We start from the raw sequence: 16,492 nt of genomic DNA, 5'->3' as shown, positions 1-16,492 counted from the left end.
CGGTCTAGGACTCTATCCGGTCGTCTTGGAGAACGTTGAATCCCCTGGCTGTCAAGGCACTTCGCAACTCAACCCTGTCGTCCAGGGCGAGGTTGACGCCTTTGACCTCCTGCCACACCTCATGGCCCCGGCCGGCCACAAGGATGGTGTCCTCCGGCCGGGCCAGCTCAACGGCACGGTGGATCGCTTCGGCGCGGGGGAAGACCTCCAGGACCTCGCAGGCCAGGGAGTGCTCTTCTTTCGTTTCCCGGGCCCCTGTCAGGACGTCGGCACGGATGGCAGCCGGGTCCTCATCGTGGGGGTCGTCATCGGTGATGATCACGGTGTCCGCGAGCCGGGCGGCGATGGCACCCATTGCCGGGCGTTTACCCTGGTCACGCTGGCCTGTGGCACCAAACACCACGATCAGGTTGGATCCCGGCTGGGGAGACCGCACCGCCTCCAGGGCCCTTGCCAGCGCATCCGTGTTGTGGGCGAAATCCACGATCGCAGCGGGCTCTTCGGAAACGAGCTGCATGCGCCCCGGCACCGCAACAGTGAAGGGGTCGGACTCGTCCAGTGCTGCCTGCAGCGTGGCGGTGTCCACGCCTGCCGTCAGGACCATCACTGCCGCCAGCGCAGCGTTCGCAACGTTAAAGCTGCCGGGGAGGCCGGTGTGCACTGTGAGCACGGCGCCGCGGGGCCCGCTCAAAGTGAATTCGGTGCCGAGGCCGCGCGCGGCAGTCTTCGTGACGGTCCAGTCGGCCACGGTTCCGGCGGAGGTGGCCAGGGTAGTGACCGGCACTGCCGTAGCGCCGGCAAGGCGGCGGCCCCATTCGTCGTCGACCGTCACCACGGCTGCACGGGCGCGGCCTGGAGTGAAAAGCTCCGCCTTGGTGCTGAAGTAGTCGTCCATGGTGAGGTGCAGGTCAAGGTGGTCCTGGGTCAGGTTCGTGAAGCCGGCAACATCAAACAGCACCCCGTCAACCCGCTGGAAGGAGATGGCGTGGGACGAGACTTCCATGGCGGCCGCTGCCAGTCCCCTTTCACGCATGAGGGCCAGCAACGCGTGCACATCCGTGGATTCGGGGGTGGTGAGCAGGCTGGGGATAGGGTCGCCGCCGGCATGGATTTCAATGGTGCCGATCAACCCGGTTTTCCGGCCCAGTGCGCGCAGCAGCGCGTCAATGAAGTAGGTGGTGGTGGTCTTTCCGTTGGTCCCTGTCACGCCAAACAACTGCGGCTGCCCGGCACCCGGCTGGCTCTGGTAGATCAAGGCGGACAGCGGCCCCACCACATTGCGGGGCGAGTCCACGATGATCACGGGTACCGGAATGTCGGCGGACAGCGCCAGCAGCCTGGCTCCGGCGTCGTCCGTGAGGACGGCGGCGGCTCCCGCTTCGATGGCCTGCGGAACGAAGTCGGCGCCGTGGCGGGTGGCGCCCGGGAGCGCTACGTAAAGGTCCCCCGGCTCCACGGCGCGTGAGTTCAATGAAATTCCGGTGATGGCCACCTCCGCGGCCGGGCCGGGAACCGCGACGCCGATGGCATCGCAAATGCTTGCCAGCCGGACCGCTTCAACAGTTGACGGGCGGAAGCGGCCCTGGCCGGACGGTCCCTCCGGGACGGCGCGGCTATCGGACGGGTTGAGCTCAGACAAGGAATCTCCGATGGTGCTAGTGGATCGTGCCCGGCATGGATGAACCGGTAGTGCTGCTGGTGCGGACTGCTGCTGCCGGATGCTACTTGGCGAACTGGGGCAGCCGGGCCGGTTCGCCTGTGGACGGCTGGACGTTGTAGGTCCGCAGTGCCTGGCTCATGACCGACCGGAAGACCGGCCCGTTGGTAATCCCGTAGATGCTGCCCTTGGGCCGCTGGAGTACCACCTCCACAATAAACCGCGGATCATCCATCGGTGCCATCCCCACCATGGAGGCCGTGTAGCCGCAGAACCCGGACTTGCCGTCGTCGCACGGCGACTCGGACGTGCCCGTCTTTGCGCCCACCCGGTAGCCGTCGATGGCCGCGTCCTTGATTTGCCCCTCGGTGACAGCGCTCTCCAGGATGTCCTGGACCTGCTGGGCGGTGTTCTCCGACACGATCTGCCGGGCCGGCGCGGCCGGCACCTTTTCCTCGGTTCCGTCCGGCGCTACGTACGCATCGATGAGCCGGGGCTGCAGCATCACGCCGTTGTTGGCAATGGACTGGAACGCCCGCACAGTCTGGAGGGTGGACTGGGACACGCCCTGGCCGAAGAGCACGGTGTACTCCTGGCGCCCGTCCCACTGCTGCCAGGGGGTGAGGATGCCGGAGGCGGTGGCCGGCAGCCCGATGTCCGGGGCCTCGCCGATGCCGAACTTTTTGAGCCAGTCATACCGCTGCTCCTTGCTGAGGCGCTGGCCGGCCATCACGGTGCCCGTGTTCATCGAATAGCCCAGGATGCCCGCGAGGGTGCGATCCTCCGTGCCATGGGCAAAGGCGTCGCTGAAGGTCTGCCCGTCCACGGTGTAGGTGGGCCCGAGCGTGAACGAATCGAGCGGTTTGGCCTTGCCCTCTTCGATGAGGGCAGCGGCCGTCATCATCTTCTCCACGGAGCCGGGCTCGTAGGCCGCGGTAACGGCGCGGACGCCGCGGTCCTTGGCCGCCACCCGGCCGGGGTCATTGGGATCAGGGGAATTGGTGTCGGCCATGGCCACCAGGTCGCCGGTCTTTGCGTCCATAACGATGATGACGCCCCACTCAGCGCCCAATTTGTCCGACTGGCTCTGGATGGCCTGCTGGGCAAAGTACTGAAGGTCGGAGTTGAGGGTCAGCTTGACGTCCTTGCCATCCTGGGGGGATGTCAGCTCGTCCACGCCCACGGGGATGCGGAGGCCGTCAGCGCCGATCTCGAAAAGGCGTTCCCCATCCGCGCCCTTCAGCAGTCCGTCCTGGGTCTGTTCTATGCCGGCCTGGCCGGTGGCGCCGTCCTGCAAAAATCCGATGATGCCGCCCGCCACGGAACCATTGGGATAGACCCGCTTGCTGACGCCCTCCGTGACGATGCCCGGTATCTGCAGCTTGGAGATTCGGTCCTCGATATCCGGTTTTACGTCCTTGGCCACAATGTAATAGGGCTGCTCGCCGGTAACGGCGTCCCTGATGGCGTCCTTCTCCATGCCCAGGGCGGCTGCGAGCTCAGTGAGCCCCTGGTCCCGGCTGACGTCCACCAGTTTCTCTTTGCCGTCCACCGTGTCCAGGCGCTTGAACGTTTCCGTTTTGGTGTTCACCCGCTGGTCCACCACCACGTTGTAGCGGATCACGCTGTTGGCCAGCACGGTGCCGCGGGAGTCCAGGATGCTGCCCCTCTCGGCCGGCAGGACGGTCCGCTTCATCCGGCTGTTCAGCGCGGCTTCGGCCATTCCCCCGACGTCCAGTCCCTGGACCAGGAAGAGTTTCCCGCCCACCACCAGAAGGAGCGTCAGCATGATGCCAAGGCCCAGGCGGAGTCGTTTCTTGGCGTTGGGTACCTTGCCGCTGCTTGCCGTGCCGGTCCTCTGCGCCACCGTGATATTCCTTGCTGCTCGACCTTGTTGCCTGTCAGACCTGCCGTGTTACTGTCCGGGGACCTTCTGCTCGGGCGCGGGAACCGAACCGCCGTGGAGCTCCACGGGAGGCAGTGCCGGAGCGGGCGCCGTCGGCGTCTGGGCGGGTGTCCCCTCCCGGGCAGTGCCGGTGGCCGCGTCAGGGGCAGCGCCGGGGGCTGCGGCAGCCGGGGCAGCTGCCGGGACGTCCTCAACGGGCTTCCGGGCTTCCAGGGGGTCGCGTTTGCTGACGGGCGGAACCACTGTCAGCTGGCCGGGGACAGCTGGCGCGGGAATAACGGCCCCGGCAGCGCCGTCCTTGGCAGCGGGGGTTGCCTTTCCTGTGACGGAGAGGGTGGACAGGTCGATTTGGCCTTTAACAGTGGAAGGCACCATCCCCAGCTTCGTCGCCTGCGCAGCGAGGTTTTGGGGTGCCTCGAAGTTCTGGACCTGCTGGGTGAGGTCCTGGTTCTGCTTCGTCAGCGTGCTCTGCTTGGCGCGCAATTCCACCAACTGGTACTGCGCCGTGGACACCGAGATGTTCAGGACGAGAACGGCGATCAGGGCCACGGCAAGCATGGCAAAGCACAGCACCACGAAGGGGGCGCGCCGCTTCCGGGGAACGGTCCGGACTACGGACAGCGGGGTGCGGCTCCGGCGCGGCGCAGCCGGCGAACCCGCAGGAAGCTGCTTGGCCGCCGAACCGGAAACGACGGGAAAGTTCTTGACGGCAGCGGTGCTCACTAAGCTCTCCTGGTTCGGATACGTTCCACCGCACGCAGCCTTGCTGACGCAGCGCGGGGGTTTTCGGCGATTTCGACGGCGGTTGGCACTTCGGTGCCTTTGGTCAGGGTCTTCAGTTCCGGTTTATGTTCTTCCAGCTCAACGGGAAACCCGAGTGGAGCGGAGGATTTGGAGCGGGCCTGGAAGACTCCCTTGACGATCTTGTCCTCCAGGGAGTGATAGGACATGACCACGATGCGGCCTCCCAGTGCTGTGGAGTCCACGGCCGCGGGCACGGCGCGTTCCAGGACGTCGAGCTCCTCATTGACCTCAATCCGAAGGGCCTGGAATGTCCTTTTCGCAGGGTGGCCGCCGGTTTTGGCGGCGCCGGCGGGAACGACGGCGCGGATCTGCTCCACCAGTTCGCCTGTGGTGGTGAAGGGCTTCAGGGCCCGGGAAGCGACAATTCTGTTCGCAATCCGGCCGGCAAACTTCTCCTCGCCCCACTTCCGGATAATCCGGACGAGTTCCTCTTCGCTGTAGTTGTTGACCACGTCGGCCGCGGTCTGGCCGCGGCTGGTGTCCATCCGCATATCCAGCGGGGCATCAAACGAGTACGCAAAGCCCCGTTCGCGCTCGTCCAGCTGGAGCGAGGAAACGCCCAGGTCCATCAGGATTCCGTGAACTTCGGGGACGCCGAGGTCCGCAATGACGTCTTTAATTTCGTCATACACGGCGTGGACAAGGTCTGTACGTGCCTCAAACGGCGCCAGCCGCTCCCCCGCCAGTGCAAGGGCTTCTTCATCCCGGTCGATGCCGATCAGGTGCAGGTCCGGAAAGCGCTGCAGCATGGCCTCGGAATGGCCTCCCATGCCCAGCGTCGCATCGATGGCAACAGGGGTTTCGCCGCGGCTCCTGGCGGCTTCAAAACCGGGAGCCAACAAATTGATGCACCGGTCCCGCAGGACCGGCACATGGCGTTCGGACGTGGGCTTCGGTTGATCGTTCATGCCTCGTCCTCTCTCGCCGTCGCTGTCACCTGGTTGGTTCTTGGCCCAGATCCCCATCCGCGCCTATCGTCCTGCCCGCCTGGCTCCGGGGAAGTGAGCCAGGTTGGCCAGCCGATGGGCCGGCTGGAGATCTCAACCAAGAAAGCTGCCCGCTGACCTGTTCCGGTCAGAGAATGCCCGGAATGGGGTCGTCGGTTTCAGAGAAGGCGGTCTCCTTCTCCGCGAGGTATTCGTTCCAAGCCTGGGCGTCCCAGATCTCGGCGCGGGTTCCGGCGCCGATGACGGCCAGTTCCCTCCCGAGCCCTGCGTACTCCCGGAGCGCCGGTGGAATGGTCACGCGCCCCTGCTTGTCAGGTACCTCGTCAGAGGCTCCAGAGAGAAAGACACGGATATAGTCCCGCGCCTGTTTTGAGGAGATTGGCGCCTCCCGCATTTGCTCGTGGACCCGAGCAAATTCCTTCTCGCTGAAGACGTAGATGCAACGTTCCTGGCCCCTGGTAAGGACCAGTCCGCTGGCAAGTTCCTCCCGGAACTTCGCGGGGAGAATGATCCGCCCCTTTTCATCCAGACGTGGCGAATGCGTGCCCAGAAACACTGGCCCACCGCCTGTCCGATGTCAGGAACTGCACATCCCCTATGTTGCAACCACCCTCTTATGTCCTCCACATTACTCCACTTTCCACCACAGTCAACGTGAAAAGGCGGCTGAGCAGCCCAATCAGTGGGAAAAGGGACGCTAAAACAGGCGGAATCACGCTGGTGGTGGGAGGTGGAGGAATTCCGGCGCAGGCCTGACCGTCCGGGCCGGCAAAAGCGGAACCTGCTGCGGCAAGTGGCTGCTGCTGCGGGTATTGGCGCCGCTTAAACGCAAAAAGACCCGCCGAAGCGGGTCTTTGTGGCGTGCTCCCCCGTCCTGGGGAGCAAAGTGGAGTGACGGTGGGGCGTCCGGATCGGCGGACGCCCGAAGAGTCTAGGGCTCGCCCCTGCGGCGTTCGTCCCAGCGCTCCTCCAGGCTGCTCATGAAGGAGCTCCGCTGTTTGCCGGCTTTGCCCGTGCCGGACTTGGCGCCCTTGGCGCCCGACGAGCCGCTGCGCATCGTGGCGAAGTACACACCGCCGCCCATCACGATGAAGCCCAGGACACCAACAAATATGTTTTGAAGGGTGACGCCCACCAGTAAGAGGAAGACGCCGGCCAGCGCACATAGGACGCCGATCACGACGTGTCTCGTCGACCACGAGCGCCCGGGGTCCGACCCCATGGAGTTCGCGAACTTTGGGTCATCCTCGTGAAGCTGCTTCTCCAGCTGCTCAAGCAGCTTCTGTTCGTGCTCCGACAGCGGCATCACGACCTCCTTTTGTAGGCCAACGTCCGGGCTGATCCCAGCCACTACTTCTGCTCGGATAACGTCCGGCATGCCCTAGTGGTTCCCGCCGCCGCCGACTATGGCGAAAGCGCTAACCTGGCATGCAGACGCTGGAGCGGGAGCATGTCCAAGAGAGTCCGGCAGTAAGTCCGTCACTCAAAAACTTCGTATCTATAAGGATAGTTTGTTCAGGGCTGTTCTGAAAGACGGCAATGACTTTCCCCGCGGTCTTCCGGGCCCCTTAATTGCCCGGCTTATCCGGACCTGCCGTCAGGCTCGAGGAGCCGGGCCGGAAGGACCGATTTACCGCCGAATTTGCGGGCCACCTGGTCCACGGCCTGCTCGGCAGCCCGCCAGTTGTCATCCCTGCGGTCGATACTCAGCTGGAGCGAAGTCCGCGCTGCTTCTTCAAGCTGCTCGGCCCGCACTCCTACCAGCCTGACGCTCATGGGCCTGGCCACGGAATCCAGGAGCTGAAGCGCCACTCCATAAATGAGCTGTGCACTGTCCACGGGCGTCTGCACTGTCCGGCTGCGCGTGATGGTGGAAAAGTCCGCGAAGCGCAGCTTCAAGGCGACGGTCCGGGCCACCATTCCGGAGCTGCGCAGCCGTTCTGCAGTACGGTGCGAGAGCCGCAGCAGCTCGCGGTGGAGGAGGGCGTCGTCGGCGGTGTCCTCCGCAAAGGTTTCCTCCGCGCCGATGCTCTTCTCCAGGCGGACCGGCGTCACCGGACGGGGGTCTATCCCCCACGCGAGCTGGTGTACGTGGATTCCGGTGGCGCCAAGCATTTTCTTGAGGGAGGAGACGGGAGTGGCTGCCAGGTCCGCCACGGTTCTGATGCCCATCCGGGCCAGGACGTCGGTGGTTTTCGCGCCTACGCCCCAAAGAGCCCCGACCGGCAGGTTGTGGAGATAAGGAACCGTTTCGTCCGGCCCGATCAGGAGCAGGCCATTGGGTTTACAGCGGGTGGAGGCGATTTTTGCCACAAACTTTGTCTCCGCGATTCCCACCGAGGCGGTAATGCCCAGGTCGGCGGCCACCCTGCTCCGGATCAGCTCACCAATGGTCCGCGGCGGACCCAGCCTGCGTATGGCGCCGCTGACATCCAGGAAAGCTTCATCCACGCTGAGCGGCTCGACGAGTTCGGTAATGGATCCGAAGATTGCCATCAACTCGGCGGAAACTTCGTAGTACAGCTTGTGCCGGGGCTCGATGACAACTGCCTGCGGGCACATCCGCATAGCCACTGTCATTGGCATGGCCGACTTGACGCCGAACGCCCTGGCTTCGTAGGAGGCGGAGAGGACCACCGAGCGTTCCGCGGGATAGCCGACGATGACGGGCTTGCCCCTCAGTTCGGGCCGGGTGCGGAGTTCCACGGAGACGAAAAAGGCGTCCATGTCCACATGCATGATGCAGTTGCGCCTGCGGCGCCGAAGACCTGCTCCGGCCGGCTCGTTCGTCCCAACAGGTCCCACGGCTGCAATCCTATCGCTTTTGTACTGACTAAACTGAAGGCTGAATCCGGCTTCTACACCAGGAGGAAAGTCCCTGTGACGGTCATTGGAAACCTTAGGCCAGCAGCCCTGGCCGCTTTCGCTGCGGCAGCATTGGCCCTCGCCGCCTGCAGCCCAACGCCCTCAGGAACACCGGCACCCTCGGCCTCCGCCTCCGCCTCCGCAACGGAGACCGCCCTCTCCACCGTGACGGCCTCGGCCAGTCCCTCCGCCTCGCCCAACACCTCGGCAACAGTAGGCGCCGTCGTCGAAGGCTTCCCCCAGCAGCTCCTGCCGCTCATGCCCGGCGCAAGCGTGGTGTCCAGCAGCTTCGACAAGGCGTCCGCGCCTGCAACCGCCGCCCTGGTTGCCACCATCACCTCGCCCACGGCAACCGTTATGGACTTTTACACCAAGGAACTGGAGGTCCGCGGATTCAAGGCGGTCCCGGGCGACGCCGTGGGGGCCGTAGCTTCGAAGGACTTTGTCCGGGGAGACAATGAGACGGTAAATCTCTCCGCCGTGGAAGCGGCTGGTGTTGTCACGTTTACCATCGGCGCCAACGTGGCAGCTGAGTCAGCCAAGTGACGGCAGCCGAGCAGTTAAGGAATGAACAGGCCGGCTTTGTGGCGGCGGTTGCCGGCGAGCTGACTGATTTTCTCACGTCGCGGCAGTCCGTGATGTCCGCCATCTCACCGGACATCGACCCCATCATGGGCTCCATCTCCAACCTGGTGACCGGCGGAAAGCGCCTTCGTGCACTGATGTGCTACTGGGGGTGGCGGGGCGCCGGTGGAGAACCGTCCGCCCAGCAGGTCGTGACGGCCGGAGCCGCGCTGGAATTGTTCCAGGCTGCGGCGCTGATCCATGACGACATCATTGACCGGTCAGATACCAGGCGGGGCGGACCCAGCGTCCACCGCCGCTTCAGCGAACTCCACGGGACCCGCGGCTGGGCCCTGGACAGTGAGCGGTTCGGGCAAGCCGCTGCAATCCTCGCCGGCGATCTTTGCCTTTCCTTCAGCGAGGAAGCCTTCACCGATATTGGCGAGCGGGCGGCAGCGGGCAGCCGCGCCCGGCTGATTTTCAACCTCATGCGGGCCGAGGTGATGGCCGGACAGTACCTGGACATCCTGGAGGAAGTGGCCGGGCCGGTACGGGATCGGGCAGGTGCCGTCAGCAGGGCGCAGTCCATCATCAGGTTCAAGTCAGCCAAGTATTCAACCGAGCACCCGCTGGCGCTCGGCGGAGCACTGGCGGGCGCCTCGAATGAACTTCTCCGCGGCTACTCGGCGTTTGCCTTGCCCCTTGGCGAGGCCTTCCAGCTTCGGGACGACGTGCTCGGTGTGTTCGGCGACCCGCTCACCACTGGCAAGCCCGCCGGCGATGACTTGCGCGAAGGCAAGCGGACTGTTTTGGTGGCCCTGGCTTTGGACCAGGCGTCGGCCACCGAATCCGCCTTTATCGACGCCAGGCTGGGCAGCCCCGACCTCGCCGATGACGACATTCTTGAGATCCGGCGAATCATCGAGGAGTCCGGAGCATTGCAGGCCACCGAAGTCCTTATTGATGAGTTCGGCGCGGCAGCCTTCGACGCCCTCGAGGCACTTCCACTGGATGAACTGCCGAAAACCGCCCTGCGGAGGCTGGCTGAAGCAACCGTCAGCCGCGCCTCCTGATACAGGCAGCCAAGGCTCGCTGGTCACCAGGCCAGGGTTTGCGCCCTGCGCCTGATTTCCGTCTTGCGGCCCTCCCGCAGGGCGTCGATGGGACGTCCGCGCAACGATTCGTCCGGCGTGAAAAGCCAAATGATGAGGTCTTCGTCGGAGTAGCCGGCGTCTGCGAGCACAACAATGGTGCCTTTAAGGCTATCCACCACCTGGCCGTCCTGAAGAAATTCAGCCGGAACCGAGCGGATATTCCGCTCCCCCACACGCAAAGCCGCCAGGGCGTGTTCGTCAAGCAAACTGTGCACCCGGGTGATGGAAACATCCAATAAACGGGCGACGTCGGGCAAGGGCAACCATTCGCCCACGAGGTTTTCTACAGTACTCACGGATCAAGGTTGCCATGGTGGATACCATCGCGCCTAGTCGGTAAATTCCCTCCGGCACTCCTGACCTGCGGACACTCCACAAAATCCGGATTGCGGGTAATGCGGGAATTCTTGTGCTAACTACAAATTCGTGAGAGATTCACATAGATCACATTCGTAACAGTAATCACAGCAGTAACAGTAGTATCGAATAAAAGCGGCATCCCCGCCCGCGCCCCGCAGTTGAGAAGAGGATTCTTTCCATGACGATGTCCCGCTCGCCCAAGCAGCCCCCCAAGCCGAGTCTGCCTATGATTGCTGCCACTACGGCAGCGCTGCCAGCGGTCGTATTGTCATCCTTAGCCCTCGCCCAGCCTGCCGCCGCTGAACAGCCTGCCCGGGCCGTACCGGCCACACTCGCCGCGGCCATGAAAGCGCAGGCCGCAGCACAGACGACGGCGGCTGTCATCCCGGCGTCATCCGTTTCCACCGCAATCCCCACGGCTTTCAAGCCGGCACAGCCCGCTGTACCGGCCGAGTACACGATCGCCCGCGGCGATACGATCAGTGGCATTGCCGGCAGGTTCGGCCTGAACACGGGCGAAATCCTGAAGCTCAACAACCTGCAGGCGAACACCATCATTTACCCGGGACAGAAGATCAAGCTTTCGGGTTCGGCCTCCGCGCCCGCAGCCCCCGCTCCGGCCGCTGCTCCCGCCGCCCCCTCCACTGCCGGCGGTGGCGCCACCTACACCGTGAAGCCGGGTGACACGCTGGGCGCCATTGCGGCAAAACACAAGGTGAGCCTCGCGGACGTCTTCGCCTGGAACAACCTCAACATGCGTTCCATCATTTACCCCGGGCAGAAAGTCAAAGTCGGCGGCGGCGATGCTGCTCCGGCCCCGGCTGCCCCTGCTCCTGCGCCGGCAGCTCCCGCCCCGGCACTGGCCAACACTTCCGGCACTGCGCCGGCATCAGGCTCCTACACCGTCAAGGCCGGCGACACGCTGTCCGCCATCGCTTCACGCCACGGCGTAAAGCTTTCGGAACTCCTCTCCGCCAACCGGATGAACATGGGCACCGTGATCTACCCGGGCAACAAGTTGGCCATCCCCGGCGCCGGCCAGCAGGCTCCGCAGCCGGCGGCATCTGTCACGCCGTTGGTGCCCAGTTCCTTCCTTGGCTTCACCTATCCGGCAGCCGTGGTGAGTTCAGCGAACGAAAACAAGGCACTCCTGAACGCTTCGCCGGTCCCCTCCCGGGAGCAGATGCGCGGCATCGTGGCGGACACCGCGCGTGCCATGGGTGTGGAGCCCTCACTCGCCCTCGCCTTCGCCCACCAGGAGTCCGGCTTCGACCAGCGCGCGGTTTCCCCCGCCAATGCCATCGGGACCATGCAGGTCATTCCAAGCTCGGGCCAGTGGGCATCGGACCTGGTGGGGCGGAAGCTGAACCTCCTGGATCCCTATGACAATGCAACCGCCGGGGTGGCCATCATCCGCCAACTCCTCGCCACCAGCAAGGACAGGGACACCGCCATCGCCGGTTACTACCAGGGCCAGTACTCGGTCAGCAAGTACGGCATGTACGACGACACCAAGGCCTACGTCGCGGCCATCAAGGCACACCAGAAGAACTTCGGCTAGCACCCTCTCCGCTTCGCAAGCGTCGCCGAAGCAAGGAGCAGCCTGCACGGGTCCGGGCCGGTATCGGTTCGGACCCGTATCGGTTCGGACCCGTTTGCTGGATTACGATCGTAGGGTGCAGGAATACGTGTCAGACCCTCTGGTAGGAACCGTGGTGGACAACCGGTACGCCGTCCGGTCCAGGCTGGCGCGCGGCGGCATGTCCACCGTTTACGTGGCGACGGACCAGAGGCTGGAGCGGGACGTGGCGCTGAAGGTGCTGCACCCCCACCTCTCCGCCGACGAGAGCTTTCTCGGGAGGCTGGGCCGGGAGGCCAAGGCTGCCGCCCGGCTGTCCCACCCCCACGTCGTGGGGGTGCTGGACCAGGGCACCGACGCCCACACTGCATATCTGGTCATGGAGTACATCAAGGGCCATACACTTCGGGACGTCATCAAGGACAAAGGTGCGCTTCCGCCACGGCTTGCTTTGGCGCTGATCGATCCAGTGGTGGAAGGCCTCGGCGCCGCGCACGCTGCCGGGTTCATCCATCGGGACGTGAAACCCGAAAACGTCCTGATCGCCGATGACGGCAGAATCAAGATAGGCGACTTCGGGCTGGCCCGCGCGGTCACTACCTCCACCAGCACGGGAGCGCTGCTCGGAACCCTTGCCTACCTCTCCCCCGAACTCGTCCTCGGTAAACCCGCTGACGCCCGGAGCGACGTCTACTCGGTGGGAATCATGCTCTACGAGATGCTGACCGGCCAGCAGCCGTTCACCGGCGAAGTCCCGATCCAGGTGGCATACCAGCACGTCAATGGCGCAGTGGGTCCACCTTCGGCACTGGTGCCGGGACTGGCCGCAGAAGTGGACGAACTGGTGCTGTGGTGTACTGCCAACGATCCGGAGAACCGCCCCATCGACGGCAATGCGCTGCTCCAGGAACTGCGCCACATCAGGACCAACCTCAGCGACCGCGAACTGGACCTGCAGCCTCCCGCGGCCTTGGATTCCAGCGGCCACGACCCCGCCGGAAACCAGAACCGCACCGAAGTCATAGCCCGCACAAGTAGCTTAACCAGCGTTATGCCGTTTGGCCGGCCCGCCGCGCAACCGTACCAGCCGCAGCCGCTGCAGGAACAGGTCGGTCGGGGTCCCGGCCGGGAGGCATCGCCCCCAGTGCCCGGGCATCGGCGCGTTCTCACTCCGCCGGACACGGCAGACGACGCCCGGTGGGCTGCCCCCGTGCCCGCGCCGATGAGCAAGCGGGCCCAACGCAAGGCCGACAAGGAGGACGGGAAAGCCCGGGCGCGCGCAGCGGCCACCCCGGCACGCAACCTGCGCGAAGGCAACCCGCGCCGCCGCGGAGTCCTATGGGTGGTGGTCCTGGTCATCGCCGCTCTGCTGGCAACAGGTGCCGGCTGGTTTTTCGGTATGGGGCCCGGCTCGGCCGCGGCTATCCCTTCCGTGGCGAACAAGACGGTGGCACAAGCCCAGGAACTCCTTAGCCAGGCAGGTTTCGGGTCCACCACCCGGGATGTCTTCGATGACGACGTACCCAACGGGCTGGTGGTGGGTACCGAGCCGCCGGCCGGCTCCGAGATCCGGAAGTTCCAGCCGGTCTCGGTGTTTGTCTCAAAGGGTCCGCAACTTTTCCCGCTGCCCGGGCTGACCGGCGGCACACTGGAGGAGGCCAAGACCGGGCTCAACGCCGCCGGGATGGCGCTTGGGACTGTCACTGAGCAGTTTGATGAATCTGTGGCCGCGGGCGTAGTCCTTTCGCAGGATCCGGCCGCGGATGCCCCCGCGCGGCGTGGAACACCCGTCAACCTGGTGGTCTCGAAAGGCCCCGAACCGATCCCGGTGCCCAACGTGGTGGGCCAGGATGAGGATGATGCAAAGGACGCCATCAAGGCGGCCGGGCTCAAAGCTGACGTTGCGCGTGAAGAGGTGTTTGACAGGACCATCCCCAAGGGCGCTGTGGTCAGTCAGTCCCCGGCCAATGGGACCCTCACCCGTGGCGGAACGGTGACCCTGACCATCTCGAAGGGGCCCAGGCTGGTGGAGGTGCCCAGCTACATCGGGAAGCAGGCAGCCGAGGCCAAGCGTGCCCTTGAGGGCCTGGGCTTCAAGGTCCAGGTGAACAACATCCTTGGCGGGTTCTTCGGCACAGTGCGCGACCAGGACCCGGTGGAGAAGAAAGTACCTGAAGGATCAGTCATCACACTGACCGTGGTGTAGGCGGGACAGGCCCGCCCACACCGCACCCGCAGCGCCGGCCTGACGTCAGTGCTTGGCGAGTGCCCCGGCCACCAGGAAGGCCATTTCCAAGGACTGCATGTGGTTCAACCGGGGGTCGCAGACGGACTCATAGCGGTCCAGGAAAGCTTCCTGGTCGATGGGATCAGCGCCGCCGAGGCACTCGGCGACGTCGTCACCGGTCATTTCCACATGCAGGCCGCCGGGAACAGTCCCCAAGGCATGGTGCACCTCGAAGAAGCCGCGCACTTCGTCAATGACGTCGTCAAAATTGCGTGTCTTGTACCCGTTCGGGGACGTCACGGTGTTGCCGTGCATGGGGTCCGTGACCCACAGCACCTGCGCGCCGGAAGCGGTGACCTTTTCGACGACGGCGGGCAGCTTCTCCCGGATGTTGCCGGCACCCATGCGGGTGATGAAGGTCAGCCTGCCCGGCTCACGCTCCGGGTCGAGCCTGTCGATCAGGCGGAGGGCATCGTCACCAGTGGTGGAGGGGCCCAGCTTGACACCGATGGGGTTCCGCACCCGGGACAGGAAATCGACGTGTGCGTGGTCCAGTTCGCGGGTCCGCTCCCCAATCCAGAGGAAATGCGCGGAGGTGTCGTACGGGAATCCGGTGCGGGAGTCGATGCGGGTGAGTGCACGCTCGTAATCCAGGAGGAGGGCCTCGTGGCTGGCGAAGAACTCCACGCGCTTGAGCGCCTCGAAATCCGCACCGCAGGAAGCCATGAACTTGATGGCCCGGTCGATGTCCCGCGCCAGCGACTCGTAGCGGGCATGCGCCGGGTTCTCGGTGAAGCCCTTGTTCCACTGGTGGACCGAGCGCAGGTCGGCGAATCCGCCTTGGGTGAAGGCGCGGATAAGGTTCAGCGTGGAGGCGGACGTGTGGTAGGCGCGGAGCATCCGTGCGGCGTCGTGGCCGCGGGACTCCGGCGTGAAGTCGTAGCCGTTCACGATGTCGCCGCGGTAAGCCGGCAGGGTAACGCCGTTGCGGGTTTCATCGTTGGACGAGCGGGGCTTGGCGAACTGGCCAGCCATCCTCCCCATCTTAATGACGGGCATCGCGGCGCCGTAGGTCAGGACCACTGCCATCTGGAGGATGGTCTTGACGCGTGCGCTGATCTTGTCCGCCGTGGCTGCTTCGAAGGTTTCGGCGCAGTCACCGCCCTGCAGCAGGAACGCCTTGCCCTGGGCAGCAGCAGCCAGCCGCTCGCGGAGGACATCCACTTCACCGGCGAAGACCAGCGGAGGAAGGACGGAAAGTTCCTTTACCGAAGCATCGAATACGTCCCTGTCCTGCCAGCTGGGCTGCTGGGCAATGGGCAGGTCCCGCCAGTCATCGAGTCCCGGATAGTTGGCCGCTCCGCTCTGGGCGGTGCTGGACAGCGAAAAGGCAGGTTTTGCAGATAGCTCAGTCACCCTCTAAGACTAACGGTCGCGCAGGCACCGGGAACACCACGGCGTCACGCATACCGGGCAAGGCGTCATAGACCTCCGCGGACCGCTGACTGACCTGGAAGACCGCCGGCGCGCAGCCGGTGCGGGTCAGGCGGTGGCGGCAGTCCCGCCGTCGTCCTGCTGCTTTGGAGGATCGGTGGCCAGCTGTGCGGCACCTGCATGTGGGGCGCCGGCGTCTGCCTCTAAGCCTGCGCTGGTGCCTTCAACCGGGGCCGGTGCGGCCAGGGGTCCTGCAGCTGCAGGAGGTTCCAAGGGCTTGGCCGCAAGCCGGAGCTTCACCACGGCCGCGTACTCATCCACGTATTCCTGCCCGGAGAGCCGCATCAGCTCGAACATGATCTCGTCCGTGACCTGCCTCTGGATGAGGCGGTCCTCGGCCTGGTCGTGGTACCTGCTGAAGTCCAGCGGTTCACCGAAAATCATGCCGATCCTGCGAATGTTGGGCAGGCGCTTGCCAATGGGCTGCACTTTATCCGTGCCGATCATTGCCACAGGAACCACCGGGACTCCGGCCTTGAGCGCGAGCCTGGCAACACCCACCTTTCCCCTGTAGAGCCGCGAATCGGGGCTGCGCGTCCCCTCCGGGTAGATGCCCAGCAGCCCGCCGTGCGTCAGGACGTCCATTCCGGCACTCAGCGATGCCTCCGACGCGGCTCCCCCGGACCGGTCCATGGGCAGCTGGTTGGTGAGCCTGAAGAACAGGGCGGTCAACCTGCCCTTGATTCCCGTGCCGGTGAAGTACTCGGACTTGGCGAGGAACACCACCGGACGCCGGACCATCAACGGCATAAAAATCGAGTCGGAAAACGAGAGGTGGTTGGAGGCGATGATGGCAGCACCTTCGGCGGGGATGTTATCCAGGCCCTTCACCCACGGGCGGAAAAGCAGTTTCAGCACCGGACCCAGGAAGATCCTTTTCATCACCCAATAGAACACGTGCGAAACCCCTCCGGAAGGCAGCCCTCAGGCCCCGC

General features: G+C 64.8%; 14 protein-coding genes. 4 read left to right on the top strand and 10 right to left on the bottom strand.

Annotated elements, in window-relative coordinates:
• Positions 1 to 4: 4 nt before the first annotated feature.
• The 7 genes from M1D93_RS08035 to dinB form a co-directional block, all read right to left on the bottom strand.
• The gene (locus M1D93_RS08035; protein ID WP_461174589.1) at positions 5 to 1,639 is read right to left on the bottom strand and encodes a UDP-N-acetylmuramoyl-L-alanyl-D-glutamate--2,6-diaminopimelate ligase; all 1,635 of its coding nucleotides are present in this window, start codon (positions 1,637 to 1,639) and stop codon (positions 5 to 7) included.
• Between the two features lie 82 nt (positions 1,640 to 1,721).
• Positions 1,722 to 3,524: a peptidoglycan D,D-transpeptidase FtsI family protein gene (locus M1D93_RS08030; RefSeq protein ID WP_461174588.1), complete on the bottom strand. Its 1,803-nt coding sequence runs from the start codon at positions 3,522 to 3,524 to the stop codon at positions 1,722 to 1,724.
• 48 nt (positions 3,525 to 3,572) lie between these two features.
• On the bottom strand, positions 3,573 to 4,286 hold the full coding sequence (locus M1D93_RS08025) for a hypothetical protein (RefSeq protein ID WP_461174587.1): 714 nt from the start codon (positions 4,284 to 4,286) through the stop codon (positions 3,573 to 3,575).
• Complete coding sequence (gene rsmH, locus M1D93_RS08020; RefSeq protein ID WP_461174586.1) at positions 4,286 to 5,275, bottom strand: 16S rRNA (cytosine(1402)-N(4))-methyltransferase RsmH; 990 nt, start codon at positions 5,273 to 5,275, stop codon at positions 4,286 to 4,288. Before rsmH ends, M1D93_RS08025 begins: the two co-directional genes overlap by 1 nt.
• 166 nt (positions 5,276 to 5,441) lie before the next feature.
• A complete protein-coding gene (mraZ, locus tag M1D93_RS08015; RefSeq protein ID WP_018763545.1) occupies positions 5,442 to 5,870 on the bottom strand; it encodes a division/cell wall cluster transcriptional repressor MraZ in 429 nt (142 codons plus the stop codon).
• Positions 5,871 to 6,245: 375 nt separating this feature from the next.
• Complete coding sequence (locus M1D93_RS08010) at positions 6,246 to 6,620, bottom strand: DUF3040 domain-containing protein (protein WP_461174585.1); 375 nt, start codon at positions 6,618 to 6,620, stop codon at positions 6,246 to 6,248.
• A 275-nt stretch (positions 6,621 to 6,895) separates the two neighbouring features.
• Positions 6,896 to 8,119: a DNA polymerase IV gene (gene dinB, locus M1D93_RS08005; RefSeq protein ID WP_461174584.1), complete on the bottom strand. Its 1,224-nt coding sequence runs from the start codon at positions 8,117 to 8,119 to the stop codon at positions 6,896 to 6,898.
• A 75-nt stretch (positions 8,120 to 8,194) separates the two neighbouring features.
• Between dinB and M1D93_RS08000 the strand changes: the two genes are divergently transcribed.
• Both M1D93_RS08000 and M1D93_RS07995 read left to right on the top strand, forming a co-directional pair.
• On the top strand, positions 8,195 to 8,725 hold the full coding sequence (locus M1D93_RS08000; protein ID WP_461174583.1) for a hypothetical protein: 531 nt from the start codon (positions 8,195 to 8,197) through the stop codon (positions 8,723 to 8,725).
• On the top strand, positions 8,722 to 9,816 hold the full coding sequence (locus tag M1D93_RS07995) for a polyprenyl synthetase family protein (RefSeq protein WP_461174582.1): 1,095 nt from the start codon (positions 8,722 to 8,724) through the stop codon (positions 9,814 to 9,816). Before M1D93_RS08000 ends, M1D93_RS07995 begins: the two co-directional genes overlap by 4 nt.
• A gap of 23 nt (positions 9,817 to 9,839) precedes the next feature.
• Here the strand turns inward: M1D93_RS07995 and M1D93_RS07990 are convergent, their stop codons facing one another.
• Positions 9,840 to 10,193 (bottom strand): Rv2175c family DNA-binding protein, encoded by a 354-nt coding sequence (locus M1D93_RS07990; RefSeq protein ID WP_461174581.1) that lies wholly within the window; start codon positions 10,191 to 10,193, stop codon positions 9,840 to 9,842.
• 242 nt (positions 10,194 to 10,435) lie between these two features.
• Between M1D93_RS07990 and M1D93_RS07985 the strand changes: the two genes are divergently transcribed.
• Together M1D93_RS07985 and pknB are read left to right on the top strand one after the other, a co-directional pair.
• On the top strand, positions 10,436 to 11,818 hold the full coding sequence (locus M1D93_RS07985; protein WP_461174580.1) for a LysM peptidoglycan-binding domain-containing protein: 1,383 nt from the start codon (positions 10,436 to 10,438) through the stop codon (positions 11,816 to 11,818).
• Positions 11,819 to 11,933: 115 nt separating this feature from the next.
• Positions 11,934 to 14,042: a Stk1 family PASTA domain-containing Ser/Thr kinase gene (gene pknB / locus M1D93_RS07980; protein WP_461174579.1), complete on the top strand. Its 2,109-nt coding sequence runs from the start codon at positions 11,934 to 11,936 to the stop codon at positions 14,040 to 14,042.
• 45 nt (positions 14,043 to 14,087) lie between these two features.
• On the opposite strand, the gene M1D93_RS07975 is transcribed toward pknB, so the two are convergent.
• Together M1D93_RS07975 and M1D93_RS07970 are read right to left on the bottom strand one after the other, a co-directional pair.
• Positions 14,088 to 15,479, bottom strand: a complete 1,392-nt coding sequence (locus M1D93_RS07975) for a class II 3-deoxy-7-phosphoheptulonate synthase (protein ID WP_461174578.1) — start codon at positions 15,477 to 15,479, stop codon at positions 14,088 to 14,090.
• 126 nt (positions 15,480 to 15,605) lie between these two features.
• Positions 15,606 to 16,454: a lysophospholipid acyltransferase family protein gene (locus M1D93_RS07970; RefSeq protein ID WP_461174577.1), complete on the bottom strand. Its 849-nt coding sequence runs from the start codon at positions 16,452 to 16,454 to the stop codon at positions 15,606 to 15,608.
• Positions 16,455 to 16,492: the final 38 nt, after the last annotated feature.

It is taken from the genome of Arthrobacter sp. Z1-9 (assembly GCF_054792695.1).
The sequence above is the reverse complement of the archived record's forward strand: the minus strand, read 5'-3'. Positions and strand labels throughout refer to the sequence as shown.

Coding starts and splice junctions, on each gene's coding strand:
- rsmH (WP_461174586.1), bottom strand. CDS start 5,275: ATGAACGATCAACCGAAGCCCACGTCCGAACGCCATGTGCCGGTCCTG.
- M1D93_RS07985 (WP_461174580.1), top strand. CDS start 10,436: ATGACGATGTCCCGCTCGCCCAAGCAGCCCCCCAAGCCGAGTCTGCCT.
- M1D93_RS08010 (WP_461174585.1), bottom strand. CDS start 6,620: ATGCCGCTGTCGGAGCACGAACAGAAGCTGCTTGAGCAGCTGGAGAAG.